Here is a 21,110-nt window from a genome sequence, read left to right on the forward strand (position 1 = left end):
ATCCTTACTCCTTCCCTGGTGTAACAAGATAACCGTTTTTTCTTGCGATTCTATTCATTCCTCTAATTTGGGCAATCGCAGACTTTTGAGACTTTGTTGGTGCTGAAGCACAGAAATAGACATGACCTGCCGGATCATCCTTGGATCGGCCTGCACGTCCCGCCATCTGTACAAGCGAAGCATCGTCGAATAATTTTCCATCGGCGTCAAGAATATAGACATCGCTTTTGGGAACGGTTACGCCACGCTCCAAAATGGTCGTTGTAACCAATAAACGAATGCTGCGGTCGCGAAAATGAAGCACCTTGTCGGCACGGTCCCCGTCCTTGGAGGAGGTTCCCTCAACCGCAATGTCGGGAAATAAAGTCTGCAGCTTCCCGACAAGCGGCTGCACGTCACGGATTTGCTGGACGAACATAAAGACTTGAGCGCCCCGCCCAATTGATATTTTCAAAGCTGAGACGAGGAGGTGCGGCAAAGTTCGCTGCCGCAGCAGCTTGCTTACCGGCGGAATCCGGATTAGCTTTGGCACAGGCAGCGGATGCCGGTGAAATCTCACGGGTACACGGACATGCGCCAGGCCTCCAAGCTGCGCAGCACGTCTCAACTGCGCAGGCGGTGTGGCAGAAAGCAGGACTGTTGTTCCACCAGGCTTGCATACGTGGCCTGCCGCATATTGAAGCATCGGATCGTTATGGTAAGGGAAAGCATCGAGCTCGTCGATTACTACCAGATCAAAAGCATGACGAAAACGAAACAGCTGATGTGTAGTGGCAATCGTCAATTCGCCATATTCCCAGCGCTGTGTACTCCCGCCATATAAGGTAACAACGGTTGTGCCTGGGAAGGCTTTGCGCAGCCTGGGATCCAGTTCAAGCACAACATCGCGCCTTGGTGTCGCAATAAGCGCCCGGCCCCCCTGCTGCAAGCAGGCTTCAATCAGCGGAAAAATCATCTCCGTCTTGCCCGCCCCCGTCACGGCCCACAGCAGGAAGCGTCGCTGCTGGCTGGCTGGCGCAGTGCCTCCAATAAGCCCGGCAATACACTGAATCCATGTGGTCCGACCAGAAGCATCGCCGCCTTCCATGTAATTCAGCGCTGCCGCAGTCGCCGCACTCTGCGCCGGACTCAGGCTCCAGCGTGCAAGCCGGTCATCCGTACCCCGTGCTTGTGAACGCGTATGGGGCGCGGCAAACTCAACAGCAGGCCAGACCCCGTCCTCTCTGGCCGCCCGCACCGGAGTGCCGCTGACAAGCAGGCTGCATTCGCGGCTTCGTCCCATGGTCAAGCACGCCTCGCAATAGGCGCACGACTGCCCGCATACTGCACATGGCGTTCGTCTCATCCGGGCAGCTGTGCTGCCGCAGCGCTGGCATTGAAGCTGTGCTCCCGCACCCTTACGCCGCATTGAACGCCATAACGGCTGCGAATCTGGGACCTGCTGGGAAACTGCGCTATCCAAACCCATCAGACCCTGCAAAGCGGCCAACTGGAGTGCGGGGGCAACAGCGTCCCAGGACGCCTGTACGGGCACGCCTTCAGAGATCTCACGGGCATCCGCCGCAATTAGTGCAAGGACTTCGCCGGTAAGGAGCAGCCGACCCTGCACTCTCAAGGCGGCGCCGCATGCTTGCCGCGCCAATTCCCGGGCAGCCACCGCGTCCGTGGAAGTGGGGGAATCCGGTGTTCTTATCTCGACGGGTTGTGCCATTGGATGAGCGTGATCCATCTTCATGTCCATCAGCTTTGACTCGCGAATCTGACGTGTCAATTGGCTGATTATTTCCTTCTTGTTAGCCCCCTTGCGAACAGAATCCGGCCAATGTTTTGAAATCCTCTGCGCAAGACCAAGCGGCAGCATATATGGCCAAACAATCAGTTCTATGACCCTTGCTTCAAGCAAGCGCCCGTTCAATTCACTGGCGATAGTATTCATATTCCCATACCTGGAAGACAGTAGAATCCCCTTGGTCTCCTGATCGACCTCATTCCGGAAAGCGGTATCCAGCCAGTAGGCAAAATCAATCTCGGGCGCTATCGACCATGACGCACGGGATTCCTGCCCGGATCTCATTATGTATAAAGTAACTTTCAAAGGCTCCTCCTCCAGATCCGATTATTCCGTGAAACAACCACTTTCAAGCTGTCCTGAACCACATCAGTGGGCATCCTAACAGGCAAGCTCCTTCACCAGCCGCATGGAAAAACGATAAAAGCCACTTGCATTCGTGTTCAGCAAGAAGAAATCGCTGATACCGTCACTGATAGCGAAGCGAATCTTCCCTTCAGAATGTATAAATCGAACAAAAAAAGCACACCCGCCAGCTGCCTTGGGGCAGCGGTACGTGTGTGCTTCACTCGTCCGATAATTGTATATAGCTGATTATACCCCGACCTCCTCTGCGTAAGCAATCCTCATGAATGGTTCTTTTCTTGTCCTCCAGGCTGTCATAGAGGAAGCTTCAACAGCTCCGCAGGTTTTCCCAGATCCACGAGCACCTGCTCTCCTTCATATGGTTCATCGTCCGATACGGCACTGGTTACGTCAGGCTGCAACCCGGAAGCTATGTCCACCTTCATCCCGCTTCTTGCAAATCTCCCCGCAATCTGCAAGGTATCGTCTTCGCTTCCCTGATTAATCACTGTAACCTTTACTTCTTCTCCTGTCCGGTGGGATAGCCGGCGGATTGACCGTATATACCATTCCATCATATGCTGCTCATTCCGGGCGAGCAGGACATAATGCCGCTCTGCTCGTCTCTTTTTCCTCGTGAAGACATAAGCCAGATGCACAGCAGCAGCTGCCAAGGCGTAACAACCGATGATTCCCAGCAAAATCGGGATCAAGGCGGCCACCTCCTTTTTGTGACATCATATGCCGCCAGCAGCCTATAAGTGCGGGACACCAACGGACAAGTCGCACAAAGAGGCCTCTGTACGGGATAGCTGATAAAAAAAAATGAAAAAAGCTTCCGCCAGATGCGGAAGCTCTTCTCCTTTGTATGTAAAACGTTAATGCTAGAGGGTCACCCAGCCGAACTTGATGGAGTTAATGACCGCTTGTGTCCGGTCGTCAACCTCCATTTTTTGCAAAATGCTGCTGACATGGTTTTTGACCGTCTTTTCACTGATAAACAAATATTCACCGATCATTTTATTGCTTTTGCCCTCAGCCATCAAGCGAAGCACTTCTGCTTCACGGCGAGTCAGCGGATTATTCTCGCTGGGGACAAATTTCACACCGGCCTCACGGCTTGCCGCAGCGCCCGAAGTTGAACCGATTTCGTCCAGATAAGTCATCCGGCGCAGCTGATTGATCAGCTTGCCCGTCACTTTGGGATGAATGTATGCATAGCCGCTCACGACGGAGCGAATCGCATTCGCTAAGGCCTCCGCCTCCATGTCCTTGAGCAAATAACCGGATGCTCCCTTGCGAAGGGTCTCGAACACGTAGCTCTCATCATCATGAATGGATAAAATAATAACCTTCACATCGGGAAAAATGTCGCGCAGCCGCTCGGTTGCGACAACACCGTTCTCGATGGGCATATTAATGTCCATCAACACAACTTCCGGCTTGTTCTCGTTGCAGAACTCCAGCACCTGTATACCATCGTTGCATTCGCCAATGACTTCCAAATCATCTTCCATATTAAGGATCCGCTTGAGTCCCTCGCGGAATAGTTGATGATCGTCTGCAATTAATACTTTAATCTTGCGTTTGGCAGTCGTTGCTCTTTGATCCATCGTCAGTTTACTCCTTTCTTTGCTCCGCGTTGATAGGGATATGAATCGTAATTCTTGTTCCCTCGTTGATTGCCGATTCGATCTCCATCCTCCCTTCCAACAGTTCCACTCTTTCACGCATTCCGATCAAACCGAAATGTGCGTTGTCCTTGGTCCGGGATTCAATCAGATCGACATGGAAACCGACGCCATTATCCTTAACGACAATCTTCACCATCTGTGCCTGAAACGTAAATTCAAGCGCGACGAAAGTAGGGTTTGCATGCTTGAAAGCATTGCTATAGGCTTCCTGAACAAGCCGGTACATGCCTGCTTCCATAGCGGAGGGCAATCGCATTTCCTTTCCGATTGTGTCGAATATCGTCCGAATCTTGGTCTTCTCCTCAAAATCCTGGACATACTTGCGAAGGGTCGGGATAAGTCCCAGGTCATCCAAGGCCATAGGACGCAGATTAAAGATGATTTTACGGATCTCCTCAATTCCCGAGCGAACCTGTCCCTTCAAGTCTATTAATTCTTCTTGTACTAATTGAAATTCCTGCTTTCCCAGCATTCTTTCCGCAATTTCCGTCCTAAGAACTATATTTGCGAGTGATTGTGCGGGACCATCATGAATTTCCCGGGCGATCCGTTTGCGCTCTTCTTCCTGGGCCAAAATAATCTTCAGCCCGATTTGTTGGCGATTTTTGGCGGATTCCAGGATCCGGGTCACCTGATTCAGATCGCCGGACAGATACTCGAGGACGACATTGATCTGGGATCCGATCGACTCGGCCCGTTCAACAGACCGCTCGACATTGCGAACCCGCTTTTGCAAATCATCGCGACGCGCCTTCAAGTAGCTTTCTTTCTCCCGAAAAACCATAAGATCCAGCTGTAATTGGGTAGCCTTCTCATAGGCAATCTTAATGTCCTGCTCTTTAAACCTTACAAAATCACGGCTTACTTCCGTAAGCCGGATCCGGGCCCGACGATAGTCGAGCTCCAGCTTGTCCACTTTATCAATAATTTCAGCTGCTTCTTTAATGACCTGGGTAAGCTCCTGGCCGAGCGAAAAAAGCTCTTTGCGCGCGGATTCGCAAATTTCGTAAATTTGGTATTTACTGTCTTCCATCACAAGAACGGCGTTTTTGATCACGCGATCGATATCGTTAATGCGATAATCCACGTTAGACTCGGCCCACTTTCTTAAAAAATATCTACTTTCTATCATAGCACACAATTACGCAAACGCGTCACTATCATTCGACGGTAATCGTGCCCATTTTGCCATCCCAATTTACGGTAAGTCCTAGTTGTTCCGACACAAGGCGGATTGGGACCAAGGTCCGTCCTGACCGGGTAATTGGGGCTACTTCTGATTCCTTGAGCATTCCGTTTAGCAGGAATTCCTCGCGTCCGATCCACATTTCCATCAGCTTGTCGCCGCGAAGTACGGATACCCGCTTATTCGCAGGCTCCCACACAACCTGTGCCCCCATCGCTTCGGTAACAAAGCGGAGCGGCAAATACGTGGTGCCTTTAATCACCAGAGGAGCCACATCCAGCTTCATCGCCACTCCTCCAACCTTCGCCGACTTGGAGCCGACCACCAGCTGGATTGTGGTGCGGGGGGGCTCCGCAACCAGTGCCGCATATTGGAAGCTTATATTATCGAACGCTACAGATCCCGCCAATGCCCGTTCATCCTGGCCATCCTCAAGTGAGGCCATATATATCCGTTTAAGCTTCACGGGGTACGCCATCTCGTCAGCCGGAAGATTGATTTTGAGCTGCTTCCAGCCTGTCCAGTCCACCTGTTTGGCAAGTGTCACAAGATGCGCTTTGCCCGTGTTATCAATAAATTCAGCGCGCAGCCAGTTCAGGCTGTTGTCGCCAAGGACATCCAAGGTAATGGCAGATGGTTTGCCCTCCAATGCCTTGCCTGTCGTGTTGAAGACGGCGTAGGCTGCTTTCGTGCCGCTGCCCCCTGTGAAATCATAAGTGAGCTGCAGCGCCTTCGATGCCGCATTTTCGGACAATCCGGCAACCAGGGTCGCAGACCCCACTACACCATTCGTATTGGAGAAGGTGATTGGGTAGGTCGTCTGCTCGAAATCTTCAAATTTCTTATCCGCTCCGGCAGCCAGAACCGCTACAGAGGAGAAGCCGTCATAACGGGCGATCACATAACCTGCCTTGGCGCCTTCATCAATTGAATTTATGGTCAGTGTACCGTCGCTAATGGTGCCTTTGAAGCCGTGGAGCTCCCACTTGATAGAGGAAGCGGGCACCGTCAATTTACGACCGTCCTTAAGGACTGCCTCAACGGAAATCGTGCCGGTCTTGCCCTGCTCCAGGACCGGCGAACTCACATCGACGCTCATCTGGGCAAGCTGATCGCCGCCGACAATTTCCACTGGAAGCTCGTCGCTGCCGCTGCCGGATTTGACGGTTAATGTTGTTTTCCCCGCTTTTTGAGCTGTATACGTATTTCCCGAGAATGTACCCAGCGTATTGGATGACCTCCAGGTCGGCGTCAGCGTTCCGGGATCGATCGGATTATAGTAGGTATCGTAAGCTTTCATCTCATAGGTAGCCTGCTGACCGATAAAGAGGACGCCGCTCCCGCTTGCTTTGATTCCTTTTACCTGTCCCTGCGGGGCTGTCGTAAATACACCCAAGCCGCTTGGAATCAGGCGCTGCACGGTGCCATATTCCGTAGGGAATGTGAGCCCTGCACTGAATTCACCGAGGGGCCGTGTGATCATCGTGGTCGATCCTCCGCCGTCCAGATTCACGCCCCGCCACACACCAAGCTGAACCATCAGCTTCTGAAGCTCGGCAATCGTGACCCCTTCGCTGTTATCGCTGTCTTCAACGGTGATGATATATACCTTGGTGCCATCCTTGCTGTATCCAACGGCAGTGCGCGCACGATCGCCTGTGCCGCTGATCCCGCTGATGCTTCTGGAGTAAGCTGACGCTTTACCTTCATCAACCAGGATCGTATGTCCGCCAACCAGCATTTGCAGAGAACCCGGATCATATGTTTTCCCCGTTGTTTGTGAGACAAGGCCGTAAATGGAAGTAACGGGCTGACCTACTTGCAGATGATCGCGCACAAATTCTGCCGCTTTGCCGTGCGTCCGCAAAATATAGCCATTGGCCGGAGGAGTCCCCGGAATCATCGAATTCTCGGCAATTTGAGTGACAACATTGTCCACTACCAGAACTTCCGTCGGTGTTGTGGAGCTCTCTTTGGCATCAGGGCGGGGAGCCGTCCAGGCACTCGTGTAGATATACATCGCATTCGCATGGCTGTATGTATTCTCCGGTTCGATCGTATAAGAAGCTTTATTGATGCCGGCAAGCGGAAATACCGTACCATCCGCCGCGGTTACCGTTCCGTTGAAGTCAAACAGGTCTATCATCGGCTTCCGGTCGGCAGTCACCGCGAAGGCGTACATCCCCTTTAGCTTGGAGGGGCTTGCTACCAATGTGCCTCCGAGGACTTCAGCCCCCATGGGCACGCCTTTTCCCGACGTGTTGAAATAGTCCGCGTTCACGCCTGCGACAGCGCCGCTGTTCTTGACCATGTTTCCGGTCGAGGCATAACCGGTAATCGCACCTGTCTTGCCGTTCATGACATCCAGTTTCACATTGGGATTGGTCAAATCCACCTCTATGACATGGACATTGGACTGCTCTGCGCCCGAGCCTGTTTTATTTGCCCATTTGTAATCCACACGCTTCGCACCGGAGGTGATCATCTCCTCGTAGACACGCACCAGCTGCTCCTGCGTGCTCTGAGAGGCATTGGCGGACTTTGTATCGGTGGCGGCAGAGGCAACCGCTGGAATTGCTATAGAGAGCGGCTGAGCGAGTATAGATACACCCAACGTTAAGATAAGTACCTGTTTTTTCGTCAAATTCCGTGTGTTCACGACATTTTTCTTTTTTATTCTATCAAGTTTGCGCATTTCTCCTGCAACTCTCCCATCATAAAAGTCTATTAGCTATAGACTATTACTAGTTGGAAAAAGTTACGCTTGATAGAAGAGTCCTATCAGCGGGCGAAGAACGAAAAGAAAAAGCTATCCGATTCTGGCTCTCGGATAGCTTTTCAGCAATTTTCATAGTATCTCTATTATGATAGAGAGGGTTGGATCAAAGATCCAGGAACTCGGCGTAATCCAGCAGACGCTTAACCATAACGGTCGCTTGCGCCCGAGTCGCGTTGGATTTGCCGCCAAAGCTTGTGGATGACATACCGTTGATGATGCTTGCCTGAACGGCTTTGGCCACATCGCTTTGTGCCCAGGTGCCGATTTTGTTGGAATCGCTGAATTTCTTCAGCACGGCCGACACATCCTGCGAAAGAACCACCTGTACGCCGGCCGTATTGGATGCCCGGATCATCATCGAAGCCATCTGCTCCCGGGTCACCGGACTGTTTGGCATGAAGGTGCCATCCGGCATGCCCAGTATAATTCCGGCGTTCGCCGCTGCGCCGATATACGCCGCCAGTATCGAGGACGTGTTGACATCCTTGAACTTGGAGGCTCCCTGCTTATCGCCGTACAGACCCAAACCTTTGACGATAAGGACCGCAAACTCTCCACGGGTGATTGATTTATCCGGGGTAAAGGTAGTAAGAGATGTCCCTTCAACCACATATTTATTCGCCATCAGCAGAATATCGTTTTGTGCCCAATGCTTGTTGATGTCTGAAAAACCGACCGAGCCTTTTACTACAGTAAAAGCACCGTTGCTTCTGCTCTTGAAGGTTACTGTAGATTGCCCATTTTCACTGGTTACTCTGGTAGGCACATAAGACAGCTTATTCGTTACCGGATCCATCCAGACAACAGCCACTTCATGTCCGTTCAACGGCATGGTTGATTTCAAGGTCCGGGTTACATAACCGTTCAAGCTGTTCACTTTTTTCGTCAGGGCTCCATTGGTAACCGTAAGATCGAAGTTGACCGGACTTATCATCATCTGGGCCTTGCTCGCATTTAACGCTGTGGTAAGCGGCGAAGCCATGTTTGTGGCACTGGTGTCGATGGATATGACAAGCTGTCCTGCAGCACCGGCTGCATTCAGCAATTTTGCCAGCTCTGTTAAATCCAGTGCACTAAGTGGAATCTCGTAGGTAGCGCCTTTATATACGACTGCGACAGAAGCGTTGGAGGCAGTTTTTTTGGCTTCCTCCAATCCTCCCAGCGGCACAGAAACCATGGCGGCATTCTCGCTGTCCGGAACAACGAACACGACTCTTGGCGCCATTCCGCTGACTGTCCGTATCGTGGAGAAGGCTCTCGTAATCTTCTCCGATGTGATGGTATAAAGATGGGTTGATTGCCCAGCAGGAGAAACAGCGGTTGTGACGGCGGCGGCAGATGTCTTGATGGCTATTCCGCCGCCCTGGGCTTCTTCGAAATCCCCTGAAGTGTTATCCGCCCAGGTTGTCTGGTTCGCTGCATTGATATCTGTAAACGATACTGCTTCCACACCGGAGGTGGAACGCAGTATCGTTCCTGTGGCCGTATAGCTTACCGTAATCGTATCGCCGATGGCCACAGGCGTGAACAGCGTAAGTGTAACAGCGGCGCCGTTTATTACAATTGAAGATACCGGACGAGTCGTATTATTCACTTTAACCGTAAATTGAGTGGATGAAGGAAGATAGGACGCATTCAGCGTTGTGGAAAAGGTGACCGTGATCGTGCTTGCTTTGGCTAATACTCCACTAAGAGAAATGGAGGCAGCCGATGACCCATTCCCTCCATTTGCAAGCTGTCCATTGAAGATGGCAGCGGCATTTCCGCTCATATCGGTTAATGCCGGTGAGCCCCCGGAGTAAGATACATTCACATTGTCCGTTGCCTCCGTTGCAGAAGCCAAGGTGAGAACGACCTGTGGCCCTGAGATATTGATTGACGTTACCGCGCGCGTTGTCCCGTTAACCAGGACTTTAAAAGCGCTTGTCGGCGGCCTCATTGCCGGGTTCATGGTCTCATTGTAGGTCAGAGTTACGAGATTACCCGCAGCAGCTGTACTCTGCAGAACCGGAGGAAGGGTATCCTGCCCGTTCTGAATATAGAAGCTGCTGAAGGAAGGAACAGCATTCCCCGCCAAATCCTTTAACGCATAGGTTGACGCGTAGTAAGACAAAGTTACAGTCTCCGTGCTCGCTGCCGGACTGCCGTTAAACGTAATAAATACAATATTGCCGCTTCCTGATACCTGTGTAACCGTACGTGTAGAGCTTCCAATAGCTGCCGAGAACTGGCTGTAGACGCCCGCATTAACAGCAGCCAGGTTCTCGCTGAAGGTCAGAATAATCGTGTTGCCGTTAATTGTACCGCTGAGCTGTCTGGGCACGGTTGTGTCGGGATTATTGGTAACATCCCGGCCTGAGAAATTCGCGGCAGCTGTGCCGCCTGTAGATTTAATCGGCCTCTCGCCTGCCGAGTACGATACTTTGATCAGCTGGCCAGAAGCCAATGTCCCCTGCAGGGTCAGCACGACCGTCTGGCCGCTGACCTGGACATTCGTCACCGGTCTGGATGCAGCGTTAACGGTAACATAGAAGTTGGCTGGAACGGGTACTGAGTTTGGATCAAGTGTGTTATTGAAGGTGAGCACGATCTGGTTTGTACCCAGCACCTCCGCCTTTGATACAGAGGGAGCGCCTGTAGAGGAGCTGGCTGTTTTGAATGTCCACTGATACTGATTCAGGATCCCGTCAAATTTATTTCCCGCCAAATCCGTAACCGTATCGCTTGCAATCTCCACAAAATAGTTCGTATTAGCAGTCATTGCACTCTCTGGCGCTATAATCAGCTTCCGATTGTTTTGCGGATCAACGGATAGTTTCGTGGTTACCGTGTTTTCGTTGGCGCTGCCCGAATTGCGTTTTATCTTGACCGACGGAGCTGATCCGAGTTGAATCGGCTCGGTGAACAGCAGCTCCAGATTTACGCCGGACAAAGCTACTGCGGATTCATTATTAGCAGGAAGAAGGGTGACGATCGCTGGCTTCTCCGTATCCTGCGTCACGATAAATTGCCAATCAGTTGTTCCGCTTATTCCGGTAAAATAATTTCCTTTCAAATCGCGAAACGCCTGTCCGCCAATTTGCACATAATAAGAAGTATTATTCACAAAAACAAGACTGGTATCCTTAACCGTGATCTTGGACGTTCCTCCGCCGCTGACTTTATCTGAAGTAACCGGGATTGTTGCAAACACAGCATTGTTGGCTGCATTCTTGATGATGATGCTGCCCGAGCCCTGATAGACCGGCTCACTAAAGTTCATTTCCATGTCCAGCGTGGTCGTTGTCTGCGTATTGAGCGGCTTCCGGTCTCCAACCAGCGTTGGCGGTGTCGTATCATTGCCGGCATCCGTTGTAAAGTTCCAGACTGACGCATCCGAAATGCCTTCATAAAGAAGTCCCGGATTACCGGCGTCCTTGAAGGCGCCGGAATCGATCAGCACATAATAGCCGGAGCTGCCCAAGAGATCCTCCTGCGGATTAATCGTCACCGAGCCGCCGCTGACGCTTACCAGTGACGAATTGACGCTGATCGTTTGAACCGTGCTGTTATCTGAGATTTTGTTGATTCTGATATTTCCCGTATTCGCAGCTACGTTGACAGGAAAATTCATGATCAGATTACTTGCAATTCCCACAGAAAATGCGTTGTCAGCAGGCTGCAGAGAAGGGACTCCGAGAGGCGGCGCCGTCGTTGTAAATCGCCATTGTCCCGAGCTGACGCCCGCAAAACTATTGCCTGACGCGTCTTGAAAAGCACCGCTTGGAATGGTCACTTCATATGTGCTGCTGGGCCGCAGCGTAGTGCCAAGCTGCACAGTGATATTCGGGGACGCGCTTCCTGTAACGCTGCCCGAAACAACTCCAATCGATTGACTGTCTCCGGATTGGTTGACATTGCTGATTTGAATATTGCCAGTGGCCGCATAAACAGCCTTATTGAAGGATAATACAAGTGTTGTACCAATACTTGCGGATGCGCCATTGCCAGGGGATACAGACGTTAGGGCCGGAGGCGATGTGTCTGCTGTTGAAATTGTTGTGAAATTCCAGGCGGCTGTGCTTGTAAGTCCTGCAAAATTGGCATTATTGCCTTCATTCCGGAAGGCTCCTGCGTCAATATACACATAATAGCTCATATTTGCCTCGAAGGATTTGCTTGGTGTTATAGTGACAACATTCCTGGACGGCCCTATTTGCACATGGCTGTCCGAAGATACGATATACGATTCAAAAAGCGTATTATCACTAAGTTTACGAATCGATATGGCAGCCGATCCCGTTCCTTTTGCCACATTCTCATCAAAGGTCAACACCAATTTTTCACTTAACTGTACGTTGGTTGCTCCGGTTGAAGGAGACTTACTCAGTACTTCCGGCCCACCGGATGCGGCTGAAGCTGCGGATGGATCAGCCATAACCGCTCCAAATCCGATTTGTACAACGAATATCATTACAGTTAAACAAAATAGCCAGCTACGATTTCGGACCAACTTTACCACTCCCCAATAGAAGACACTCGTATTATCTTTTTCGGTCAAGTACACCTTGAAATGAAGACTTTTAATGATTTTCAAGAATAAAGGGACTATACTCGCCTGCGCCAATCTCCATGTTGTTCGAATCCAGCCCTTCAAAAAACGGATATGCCAATAAGTCAACAGAAAAAAACCGCCCCCAGCAATAAGGAGCGGCTTGAATTTGATCGATTATTTATTAAAGATTGCAGTTTGATCCGGAGGATAAAAAATTTAAGCCAATCCATCAGCTTTAAGCTGCTCGGCTTTGTCTACATTCTCCCACGGCAGCTCGATATCTGTACGGCCAAAATGACCGTAAGCAGCCGTTTTACCATAAATGGGACGACGAAGATCAAGCATTTTGATAATGCCTGCGGGACGAAGATCAAAATTCTTCTTGATTACTTCAACCAGCTTTTCTTCGCTGACTTTACCTGTTCCATAGGTATCCACATTGATGGATACCGGATTGGCCACGCCGATAGCATAGGCGAGTTGAATCTCGCATTTATCCGCAAGTCCTGCAGCAACGAGATTCTTCGCTACATAACGAGCGGCGTAAGCTGCGGAACGGTCAACCTTTGTCGGATCCTTACCGGAGAATGCCCCGCCGCCGTGACGAGCGTAACCGCCATACGTATCCACGATTATTTTGCGGCCTGTCAGACCGGCATCCCCTTGAGGACCGCCAATAACGAAACGGCCTGTCGGATTGATAAAATATTTGGTTTCTTCATCCAGCCACTCCACCGGCACAACCGGCTTGATGACATGCTCGCGGATATCGGATTGAATTTGCTCGAGCGAAATTTCCTCGGCATGCTGTGTCGAGACAACGATGGTATCCACCCGTTTCGGCTTGCCATCCACATATTCGATGGTAACCTGAGTTTTGCCGTCCGGACGCAGGTAGTCCAGTTTGCCATTCTTGCGCACTTCGGACAATTGACGGGCTATCCGGTGCGACAAGGCGATCGGAAGCGGCATCAGTTCCGGAGTTTCGTTAGTTGCAAAACCGAACATCAAGCCTTGATCGCCTGCGCCGATATCTTCGTTCTCCAAAAGCATATCCTTGCCGTCGCGCGACTCCAGCGCAGCGTTGACGCCTTGGGCAATGTCTGCGGATTGCTCGTTGAGCGAGGTTAATACAGCGCATGTGCTGGCATCAAAGCCATATTTGGCACGCGTATATCCGATATCTTTGATCGTACGGCGTACGATAGCCGGAATATCAACATAATCCGCCCTGCTGCTGATTTCACCAATTACAAGTACCAAACCGGTTGCAACCGAAACCTCACAAGCTACGCGGGCATAAGGATCTACCTCCAGAAAAGCATCCAATACCGCATCCGAGATTTGATCGCAAATTTTATCGGGATGTCCTTCTGTAACGGATTCCGATGTAAACAAATGACTGCCTTTAAGCGACATTCAATATCAACCTCCTGCAACATAATAAATTAAGTATACAATCGAAGAAATGTTATCGTTATGCGAAAAACCGCTGACGCGGACTTAGAATCGCGCATGGCTGAAATGTTCAATTTCTTCTTTCAAAATATGAAAAAGTATAAATGACTACTTTATTATATTTTGAATAAAACAGCAGTCGAATCGAGATTATAAAGAAATCAAGATCACGTCAAATCTAACGTTGAACGTCCCGATTTAAGAAGAAATGGCTATCGGCACCATACTTCATAAGACCATCTTTCTCTAAATACTCAGAGAAAAGCCAAATGAAAATCCACACTTTCCTTTGGTTCAAAAAATGAACCTTTTCCAAGTGGAAAAGGTCTGGAATGACAAGTCTCTAGAACAGTATGATACCGAAACTGTCGCTTTGTGTCAATGGTTGTAAGTTTATTTACAATCCGTTCAGAGCTTGCTCTGCCTTCTGAATGAGCTGGCGGGTCATCGAGCCTCCAACCGATCCGGCGTCTCTCGTAGCCAGCTGTGACCAAGGCACGCTGTCTGAAGACGATGCCTGGCCGATACCGCCTAACTCGGTTGCAAACTCGGTATGACCCAAGCGATCCGCCGAAAGCAGGCCTGCCGTTAATCCCAGCTCAGCTGCTATTTCATATTTCATTTGTTCAAGAGCCGCTCTGCTTTCTTTTACCAACACTTTATTAGAAGAACGTTTTGCCATCGTCTAAGCACCTCCAAAGTTTTAAAAAAGGATATGGCTTTATTGTGCCTTCATCCTTAAGCTTTGACGCGCTAAACAATTTGTCAGGACTTGCAAATGTTACTTGCCTTGGTTGTCCAGCACCTTGATTTCATAGCCGCCCATTACCATGACCGTGAGGCTGTACTTTTGCCCTGGCTCAGGCAGTATGCCCCGTCCGCCGCGCGGAAACATAATAAGATGATTGTTAAGTACGCGGCTGCCGCTCTTTATGTCTGCTCCGTCCGTTACATCAGCGATACCATTCGAATCAGGACTGTAAGCGATCGCTTTACCGGCCCGCACAACCATCTGTGCCCCATCCTTGGCGATGAGTGTTTTTCCGACAGGTACCGTAACAATATTGGTTGTGTTATTGGCTTCTCCCGGTTCTTGTTCCTCTGGAGCTGGCTTATCCTCTGAAGCTGTGCCGCCACTATTTGAACTCCCACCACTTAATGCGGCAATTTTCTGATCCACGTAGCTTTTTGTTACTACCGGATCATCCACAGTGCCGGGTGTAACCGCAGTAGTCACATCTCCCTCTGCCATTGACGGCCACTGAAAGCCCGCCCATAACCCGGCACCAATTACAACGGCTGCCGCTGTTAGTTTCCATCCTTTGTATCGCAATATCATTAATCTCCTTTCTACTTGAAGGTCCCCTGCTGCAGTTGCATTTACAATCAATCATCTCAATTATTCTCATTTTTTCAACATCCGTGCTGCAACTAAGCTTGACTAAGCTTGTTATCTCTCATGTCAGTTTACTAGATTTCAAGTGTTTCTTCCACACGCAAAAGGAAGAAAAACCCCGCACTGGTCCGTTTGACCCGTACGGGGTTCGCTGCTGTTATTCGGAAGGAGTAAACCATTTTAAATCTTTTGTTGCAATCAGCAGCTTGGTGTTTTGGAAGACATCATACACATTCAGGGTATAGTCTTCATATTTCTGAACATTCGCCTGGATATCTTTATCCGTGAAAATGATCGTAAGAGGTGTGCTCTCCGCCGCTTCTTTAAGAAGCTCTTCATCGGTCCCAGCAGTCCCTAATGCATATTGTTTGGAATAGGTCGTTTTCAACGTGTCTTTATTAACAAATTCAAACATCAGCTTATGATCGCCGGCAATGTAATCATATTGCTTGTCTTTGGACAAATTATAGTCAAACATCATCTTCAAGCCCTGCACATCGTATTCACCCGCTACATTCAAGTAAGCATTAACGTGGTGAATATCCAGCGTATAGCCGCCAAATGTAATGCCTGTGAGACCTTGCTTCGTGCCTTGAGCATCCGTTCCGTTTAATGTGTAGGAGACAGGCTTCACAATAACAGGGATTTGAGTGGGCGAGCCAGTTCCGGTTCCTCCGGTGCCAGCACCCGCACCTGCTCCACCTTCCGCACCGCCTCCTGTATCCGGAGGAGATCCAGTGTCATTAGAAGCCACGAGAGACTGTCCAATAATGAATTGATAGGAAGTTGTGTCAAAATTTTTGGAAACCTGAGCCCAAGCTGAGACCAGCGCTTTGCCATTTGGTGAAAGCTTCTCCTTCACCTCTGCAAACTGAACAGGTACGATGACGCCATTCTTATCCTGAATGTAACCACCCAGGTTAGCAATTAGCGCAGCTCGCGTCTCTTTATTGACAGCTTCCAGTTCTACATAGAAATTATTCTTTTGCTCACCGGCGAATACAGCCGAACGGGTAACTTTGACCGAAGCACGTTTTCCGACACTTGTGACATCATAAGGCACGTCAATATTGCGTACCGGAGTTTCGCTAAGCGTCTGGCCAGAGAATTGATAAAGCTGCTTGCCTTCTTTGTCCTGTACCGGTTCTGTACTTACGAACGTAATTTTATCGATTGCGGTTGTGTAAGGAATTTCTGAATATACGACTTCCTCATAGGATGCGCCTGGAGCAATTGTAACCGATTCATCAAGCCCGACAGCCTTTTGTTCAGTGCCTATCTTGACACCGTTCACCATAAAATAACCGCTAAGTGAAGGAACCTGCTTGCTTACATCGCTATTGTTTGTGATCGTCAGGTTAGCCATCAGAACATCATTGTCTTCCAGCGGCGAACGTGCAACAGAATCGAGTTTAACGGTGTAATCGTTATAAGCAAATGAGCTTTGCAGCGATCCCTGCTGTGATGTCGATTTGAGATAGTAGCTGCCGATAATATACGACTTTTCTTTCTCAGTGGCCGTTGTTTTTACGAGCAGCTGCGATGATTCCGGCTTAATCGTGGATGGGATTTCTCCGGTCAATGTAACCACCTTGTCGATCTTCGGCAGAAGCACACCATTTTCCTCTTTGGTAAACGTTAATGGATAGCTTGTTCCTGAAGAGGTTACGAGAAAATAATCCAGATTGGGGTTGGGAATCGATGCGGTCCCCGTATTCGTCAATGTATAATCAATCGATACCTGGTTCTTATCCGATCCTTGTGTGAGAAAAGCAGAAGCTGTTTTCGTATTGATTGGTGTTCCATCCATGTAGAACATTCGAGTCGCTCCAGCGGGCGTTACAGCAGCGGCTTTGGTCGCAGGCAGCGCGAACACGCCGGAAGGCAGCTGAACCTTGGATACATCATCATTCAGCGATGCAATAAAGGAGAGCGGTTTATCAGCCACAACAAGCGGTAACGTCGCATGCAGGGTAACGATTTTGCGTTCTTTTGGCTGAATGGAGACCCCTTCCAAGTTGGAGCTCACATTATAGACGGACATGCTATCAGTTTGAATGAAGAAATTCATTTTAGACAAATCCGCCGATTGAAGACCGACATTCTCCAGAAGGAAATTGATGGTCAAGTAAGCATTATTGGCATCCTTTGTTATGTAGGACTGTTTAATAGCGCTTCTGATTTTATTGTTGTTATAGAGCATAACCGTATCCTTATAAGCAGGAATCTGATCGGTTGTATTTGCTGGATATTGAATCATTCCCAGTCTGCGCTCGTAATTCGCTACGGAGAAGTCCCATTTGACAACTTCAAAAGTTAGATCTGAAATCTTTGTTTGGTTATCTACAACGGTGTAGTACGTCAAATATTGCGTGGACTTCGGAGCTACTGTTGTTTTTGTTTTATCCGCTTCCGTAATGGTCGATTTAAAGGACTTGCCTGATTTTGTCTTCACTCGAAGCCAATAATCAATAAGATCCAATTGGGTGGAACCATTATTCGTAATCGCTACGGAAAAAGCCAGCACCTTTCCTTTTTCCTGCATTAAGAAATGAGCATCACGAATATTCAAATAGCTGGAGCCGGTCAGTTTTACAATTTTGGATGATATCGCCGATTGGGCTGCTGCTGATACTGAAGCCGCTGGCAATATCAGATTAGGTGTGAGTAAGGACGATGCCGTTAATGTCACGACACCATATTTGATCCATTTTGAATTCACGTTCATTCCTCCTGTTTCTGTATATTCTATTAGACGCTTGACAGCTTTACTTTGTTTCGTCCTTTCGATAAAGTTTTATAGTTTCACTATACAGAATCAAAATGAAATGAATGTGAAGCATATGTATCAAAGTAAATAAAAAGCAAAAAACAGGCGAGGAAAACCCCGCCTGTTCTTAGTAAGAAGGTATTAATTAAGGATTAACTACGATAGTAGCTGTGTCTTGTGTTCCGTTAGACGAAACATAAGTCAATGTTGCGCTGCCTGGTTTTTTACCTGTTACAGTCGTACCGGTAACAGTAGCAACGGTGGAATCACTGGAAAGGATTTGATATGGAGCTGGGTTTACAACACCATATTGATCTTTAACAGTTGCCGCAACATTTACAGTACCGTTAACATTAACTGTGTACTCGTCTTTCGAGAACTCAACTGTTGTTACCACTGGTGTATCTTCAGACACGGTTACTTCTTGTTCAGCCACTTTAGAGCCATTGAAGTAGGCAGCAATAGTTGATTTACCAGCTTTCAAACCGTATACGTTCGTATTGTTCGCTTTAAGAACTGATTCAACCGAGCTAGTTACAAATGATGGCACATTAGAAACTAGAGCTACAGTTGTTCCACTAGCTGTTTTACCAACAAGTGTGATTGCTTTTTTGTATGCATTTCCTTCATCTTTAGCATCGGATTTACCGTATACAGTACCAACAGTATCGATACCGTATGATTTGATGTCACTCGAAGCTATAGTTGTAACTGTGAAGGTATAGTTCGCAATTGCTTTCGAAGCATTTGCTCCGCCTGCATTTGCATTACTGGATACTGTAATTGTAGCAGTACCTGGAGTAGATCCCGCAACCAGCTTGCCAGTTGCTTGGTCGTAATTCACAACTGCTGTGTTATTACTAGCTATTTCGTAAGTTCCAGAAGTAACGTTAGTAACACGTCCGTAGTTGTCAACGATCGTAATGTTGTCGGCGTCGAATTCTCTAGAAGCACCAACTTCGTATGTCGTTGGAACGTCTTTGATACCATTCACTGCAGTGAAGTACGAAGGTCCGTTAATTTGAACTTGTACTGGATTAGGTTGCAACACGTTATTGGCAGTTACATAAATAGTAGTAGTACCTGCTTGTTGGAACGTGAATTCCAGTTCGCCTTTGGAATTAAGAACTGGCTGATTAGTCAGACCATATCCTTGGAAAGTAACATTTTGAATCTCACGTTTGTCGTTAAGTTTCAGATCCTTGGCTTTGAGTTCTCCACCGTAAGTGTCAACAGCTGTGAAAGGCAATGCAACTTTCTCACCTTGAACAACAATTTTCGATGGTGCACCCAGTTGGAAATCCTTAACGGTTGCCGCTGCGTTAACAACAAATGTAGTTTGAGCAGTAGCCTGTGTTGCAACATTCGTTACTGTAACGTACACAGTTTCGGATCCAAGGAATTTATTAGCAATATCCTTCGTGTTGAAAGTAATAACACCATTGGAATCTACTTTCAAATCCGTAATCAGTGCAGGGTTGCTGACATAGAAGTACAATCCTTCATAATCAAAAGAAGCTTTATTATCAGGGTTCATTGAACCGTTACCATTGCTAGTACTTGCTGGCAATTTAAGCGTTTGACCATTTTGATCAATCAATGTCAATGGAAGAACAAAACCATTTTGATTGACAGAAATGCGAGCTGAATCTTTCAATGGTTGTACGTCTGTAAGTTTGATCGATGTAGCAGCACTACCATTGATAACTTTCAGCACTTTGCTTACTGTCAATCCAGTTTGAGGATAGATCGCATTAACAGAGATGCTATCACCGATGACTGCCTTGGTAGGAGATGACAGATCCAACGTTTCAGTGTCACCCAGTGGGATACCTTTAGTTACATTAAACGAAGAAACTGTTTTAGCTCCTGTCATTTCCTCGTTAAATTGATTGTAAAGTTTCACACCCAGGTTTTGATTAATTTTTGCTTGCAACGCAGGTGTAGTAATGTCCAATTTCGTTGCAGCTTCAGCAACTACTTTAACACTAAGTGCAGGGCTGTCTTTAACAGTCACTGTGTAATCACCAGCCGGCAGATAAGCAAGAGACAGAACAACTGATTTACCGTCTTCTGCATACGTTGGTGTTACAGGATAAGTAGTAACATTATTTTTCAACTCATAAGTGAGGCTTGTTTTGTTAGCTTCTGTAACTGGCTGGTTAAAGTTAACTGTGATTTTCTTAGCGCCTGTTTGTTTTGCTTCAGTTGCTTGAAGAACATCCAGTTTAACTGTAACTTCGTAAGTTTTGCCGTTGTACTCAACGGAAACTTTCGTGTCTTGACCAGCTACAAGAGCAGTATCAAGAGTTTTCTTAACAACTTGATCGTCAGAGAAGGTTACTTCAATGTTCTTGTCATCGATAACTTTCGTCGATTTAACAGTTACAAGGTTAGTACCGCTCTCTACCAGGTCGTAAGTAACGTTAACGAGCATTTCGCGCGTTGCGTTTGTTTTGTACGAAGGAAGTTCAGCGATCAGACCTGCTTGGATTGCTGCAGCTACATAGCCTTTAGCCCAAGCGGATACTGCACCGGATACTGCTGCATCGGATTGCTCCAAGCCAGCAACTTCGTCTGCTACTTTAGCAACTTGCTCGATTGTAACTTTGCCGGACGGGCCAAATTTGCCGCCGCCAAGACCTTCCATGATACCGTCAGCCGTTACAGCGCCGATAAAGCCTTTAGCCCAGTGAGTAGCGGATACATCGCTGTATACATTAGCTGCACTTGCGTTTTCTGTAAGGTTGGAGATTTTGCTAAGTACTTTTGCAAATTCTGCGCGAGTCATTTCGTTTTCAAGACCAGCGCCGCCCCCTGGATAACCTTCAAATACACCCAGTTCTTTCAGAGCGTTGAATTTCTCAAGTGCTGTCAGGTCTTTCTGCTCGTCAGCAGCAAATGCCGCGGAAGCGAACATCGAGAAAGCCATAGCACCGGCTACAATTACAGCTAAACTTTTTTTCATAACCTTTTTTTCTCCTCCTCTTAAATCCTTCGGTTGTTGAGAGTTGTGTTTGTAATATTGTTTGCCCGTTTCACTCATCTGTTGATTCACCCCCTTTCCAGAGTAGAGCACAATTCATATAAATGATGTCTGCAAGCATTAGGCGTTCCTTGTAGGAACATGTCGCAGAAACTTGTAAACTGATGAACGCA

General features: G+C 48.3%; 11 protein-coding genes. All 11 read right to left on the minus strand.

Features of this window, described 5'->3' with window-relative positions:
- Window positions 1-4: 4 nt before the first annotated feature.
- On the minus strand, window positions 5-2,095 hold the full coding sequence (locus tag AC0YOA_RS23825) for an ATP-dependent helicase ComFA (protein WP_475788767.1): 2,091 nt from the start codon (window positions 2,093-2,095) through the stop codon (window positions 5-7).
- 353 nt (window positions 2,096-2,448) lie between these two features.
- Window positions 2,449-2,847: a glycosyltransferase family A protein gene (locus tag AC0YOA_RS23830; RefSeq protein ID WP_475788768.1), complete on the minus strand. Its 399-nt coding sequence runs from the start codon at window positions 2,845-2,847 to the stop codon at window positions 2,449-2,451.
- Window positions 2,848-3,018: 171 nt separating this feature from the next.
- The gene (locus tag AC0YOA_RS23835) at window positions 3,019-3,747 is read right to left on the minus strand and encodes a response regulator (protein WP_210039016.1); all 729 of its coding nucleotides are present in this window, start codon (window positions 3,745-3,747) and stop codon (window positions 3,019-3,021) included.
- Between the two features lie 7 nt (window positions 3,748-3,754).
- The gene (locus AC0YOA_RS23840; protein ID WP_210039017.1) at window positions 3,755-4,915 is read right to left on the minus strand and encodes a sensor histidine kinase; all 1,161 of its coding nucleotides are present in this window, start codon (window positions 4,913-4,915) and stop codon (window positions 3,755-3,757) included.
- A gap of 73 nt (window positions 4,916-4,988) precedes the next feature.
- The gene (locus tag AC0YOA_RS23845) at window positions 4,989-7,709 is read right to left on the minus strand and encodes a stalk domain-containing protein (protein ID WP_475788769.1); all 2,721 of its coding nucleotides are present in this window, start codon (window positions 7,707-7,709) and stop codon (window positions 4,989-4,991) included.
- A 187-nt stretch (window positions 7,710-7,896) separates the two neighbouring features.
- Window positions 7,897-12,210, minus strand: coding sequence for an Ig-like domain-containing protein (locus tag AC0YOA_RS23850; RefSeq protein WP_475788770.1), 4,314 nt, complete (start codon window positions 12,208-12,210; stop codon window positions 7,897-7,899).
- 333 nt (window positions 12,211-12,543) lie between these two features.
- Window positions 12,544-13,746 carry a methionine adenosyltransferase gene (gene metK, locus AC0YOA_RS23855; protein ID WP_475788771.1) on the minus strand — a complete coding sequence of 401 codons (1,203 nt, stop codon included), beginning with the start codon at window positions 13,744-13,746 and terminating at the stop codon, window positions 12,544-12,546.
- Between the two features lie 436 nt (window positions 13,747-14,182).
- On the minus strand, window positions 14,183-14,467 hold the full coding sequence (locus AC0YOA_RS23860; protein ID WP_475788772.1) for a small, acid-soluble spore protein, alpha/beta type: 285 nt from the start codon (window positions 14,465-14,467) through the stop codon (window positions 14,183-14,185).
- Window positions 14,468-14,566: 99 nt separating this feature from the next.
- Entirely contained in the window at window positions 14,567-15,118 is a 552-nt protein-coding gene (locus tag AC0YOA_RS23865) for a hypothetical protein (protein ID WP_475788773.1), read from the minus strand.
- Window positions 15,119-15,338: 220 nt separating this feature from the next.
- A complete protein-coding gene (locus tag AC0YOA_RS23870) occupies window positions 15,339-17,903 on the minus strand; it encodes a hypothetical protein (RefSeq protein ID WP_475788774.1) in 2,565 nt (854 codons plus the stop codon).
- 193 nt (window positions 17,904-18,096) lie between these two features.
- On the minus strand, window positions 18,097-20,997 hold the full coding sequence (locus AC0YOA_RS23875) for an S-layer homology domain-containing protein (RefSeq protein ID WP_475788775.1): 2,901 nt from the start codon (window positions 20,995-20,997) through the stop codon (window positions 18,097-18,099).
- Window positions 20,998-21,110: the final 113 nt, after the last annotated feature.

This window comes from Paenibacillus sp. JT22N12 (assembly GCF_056269365.1).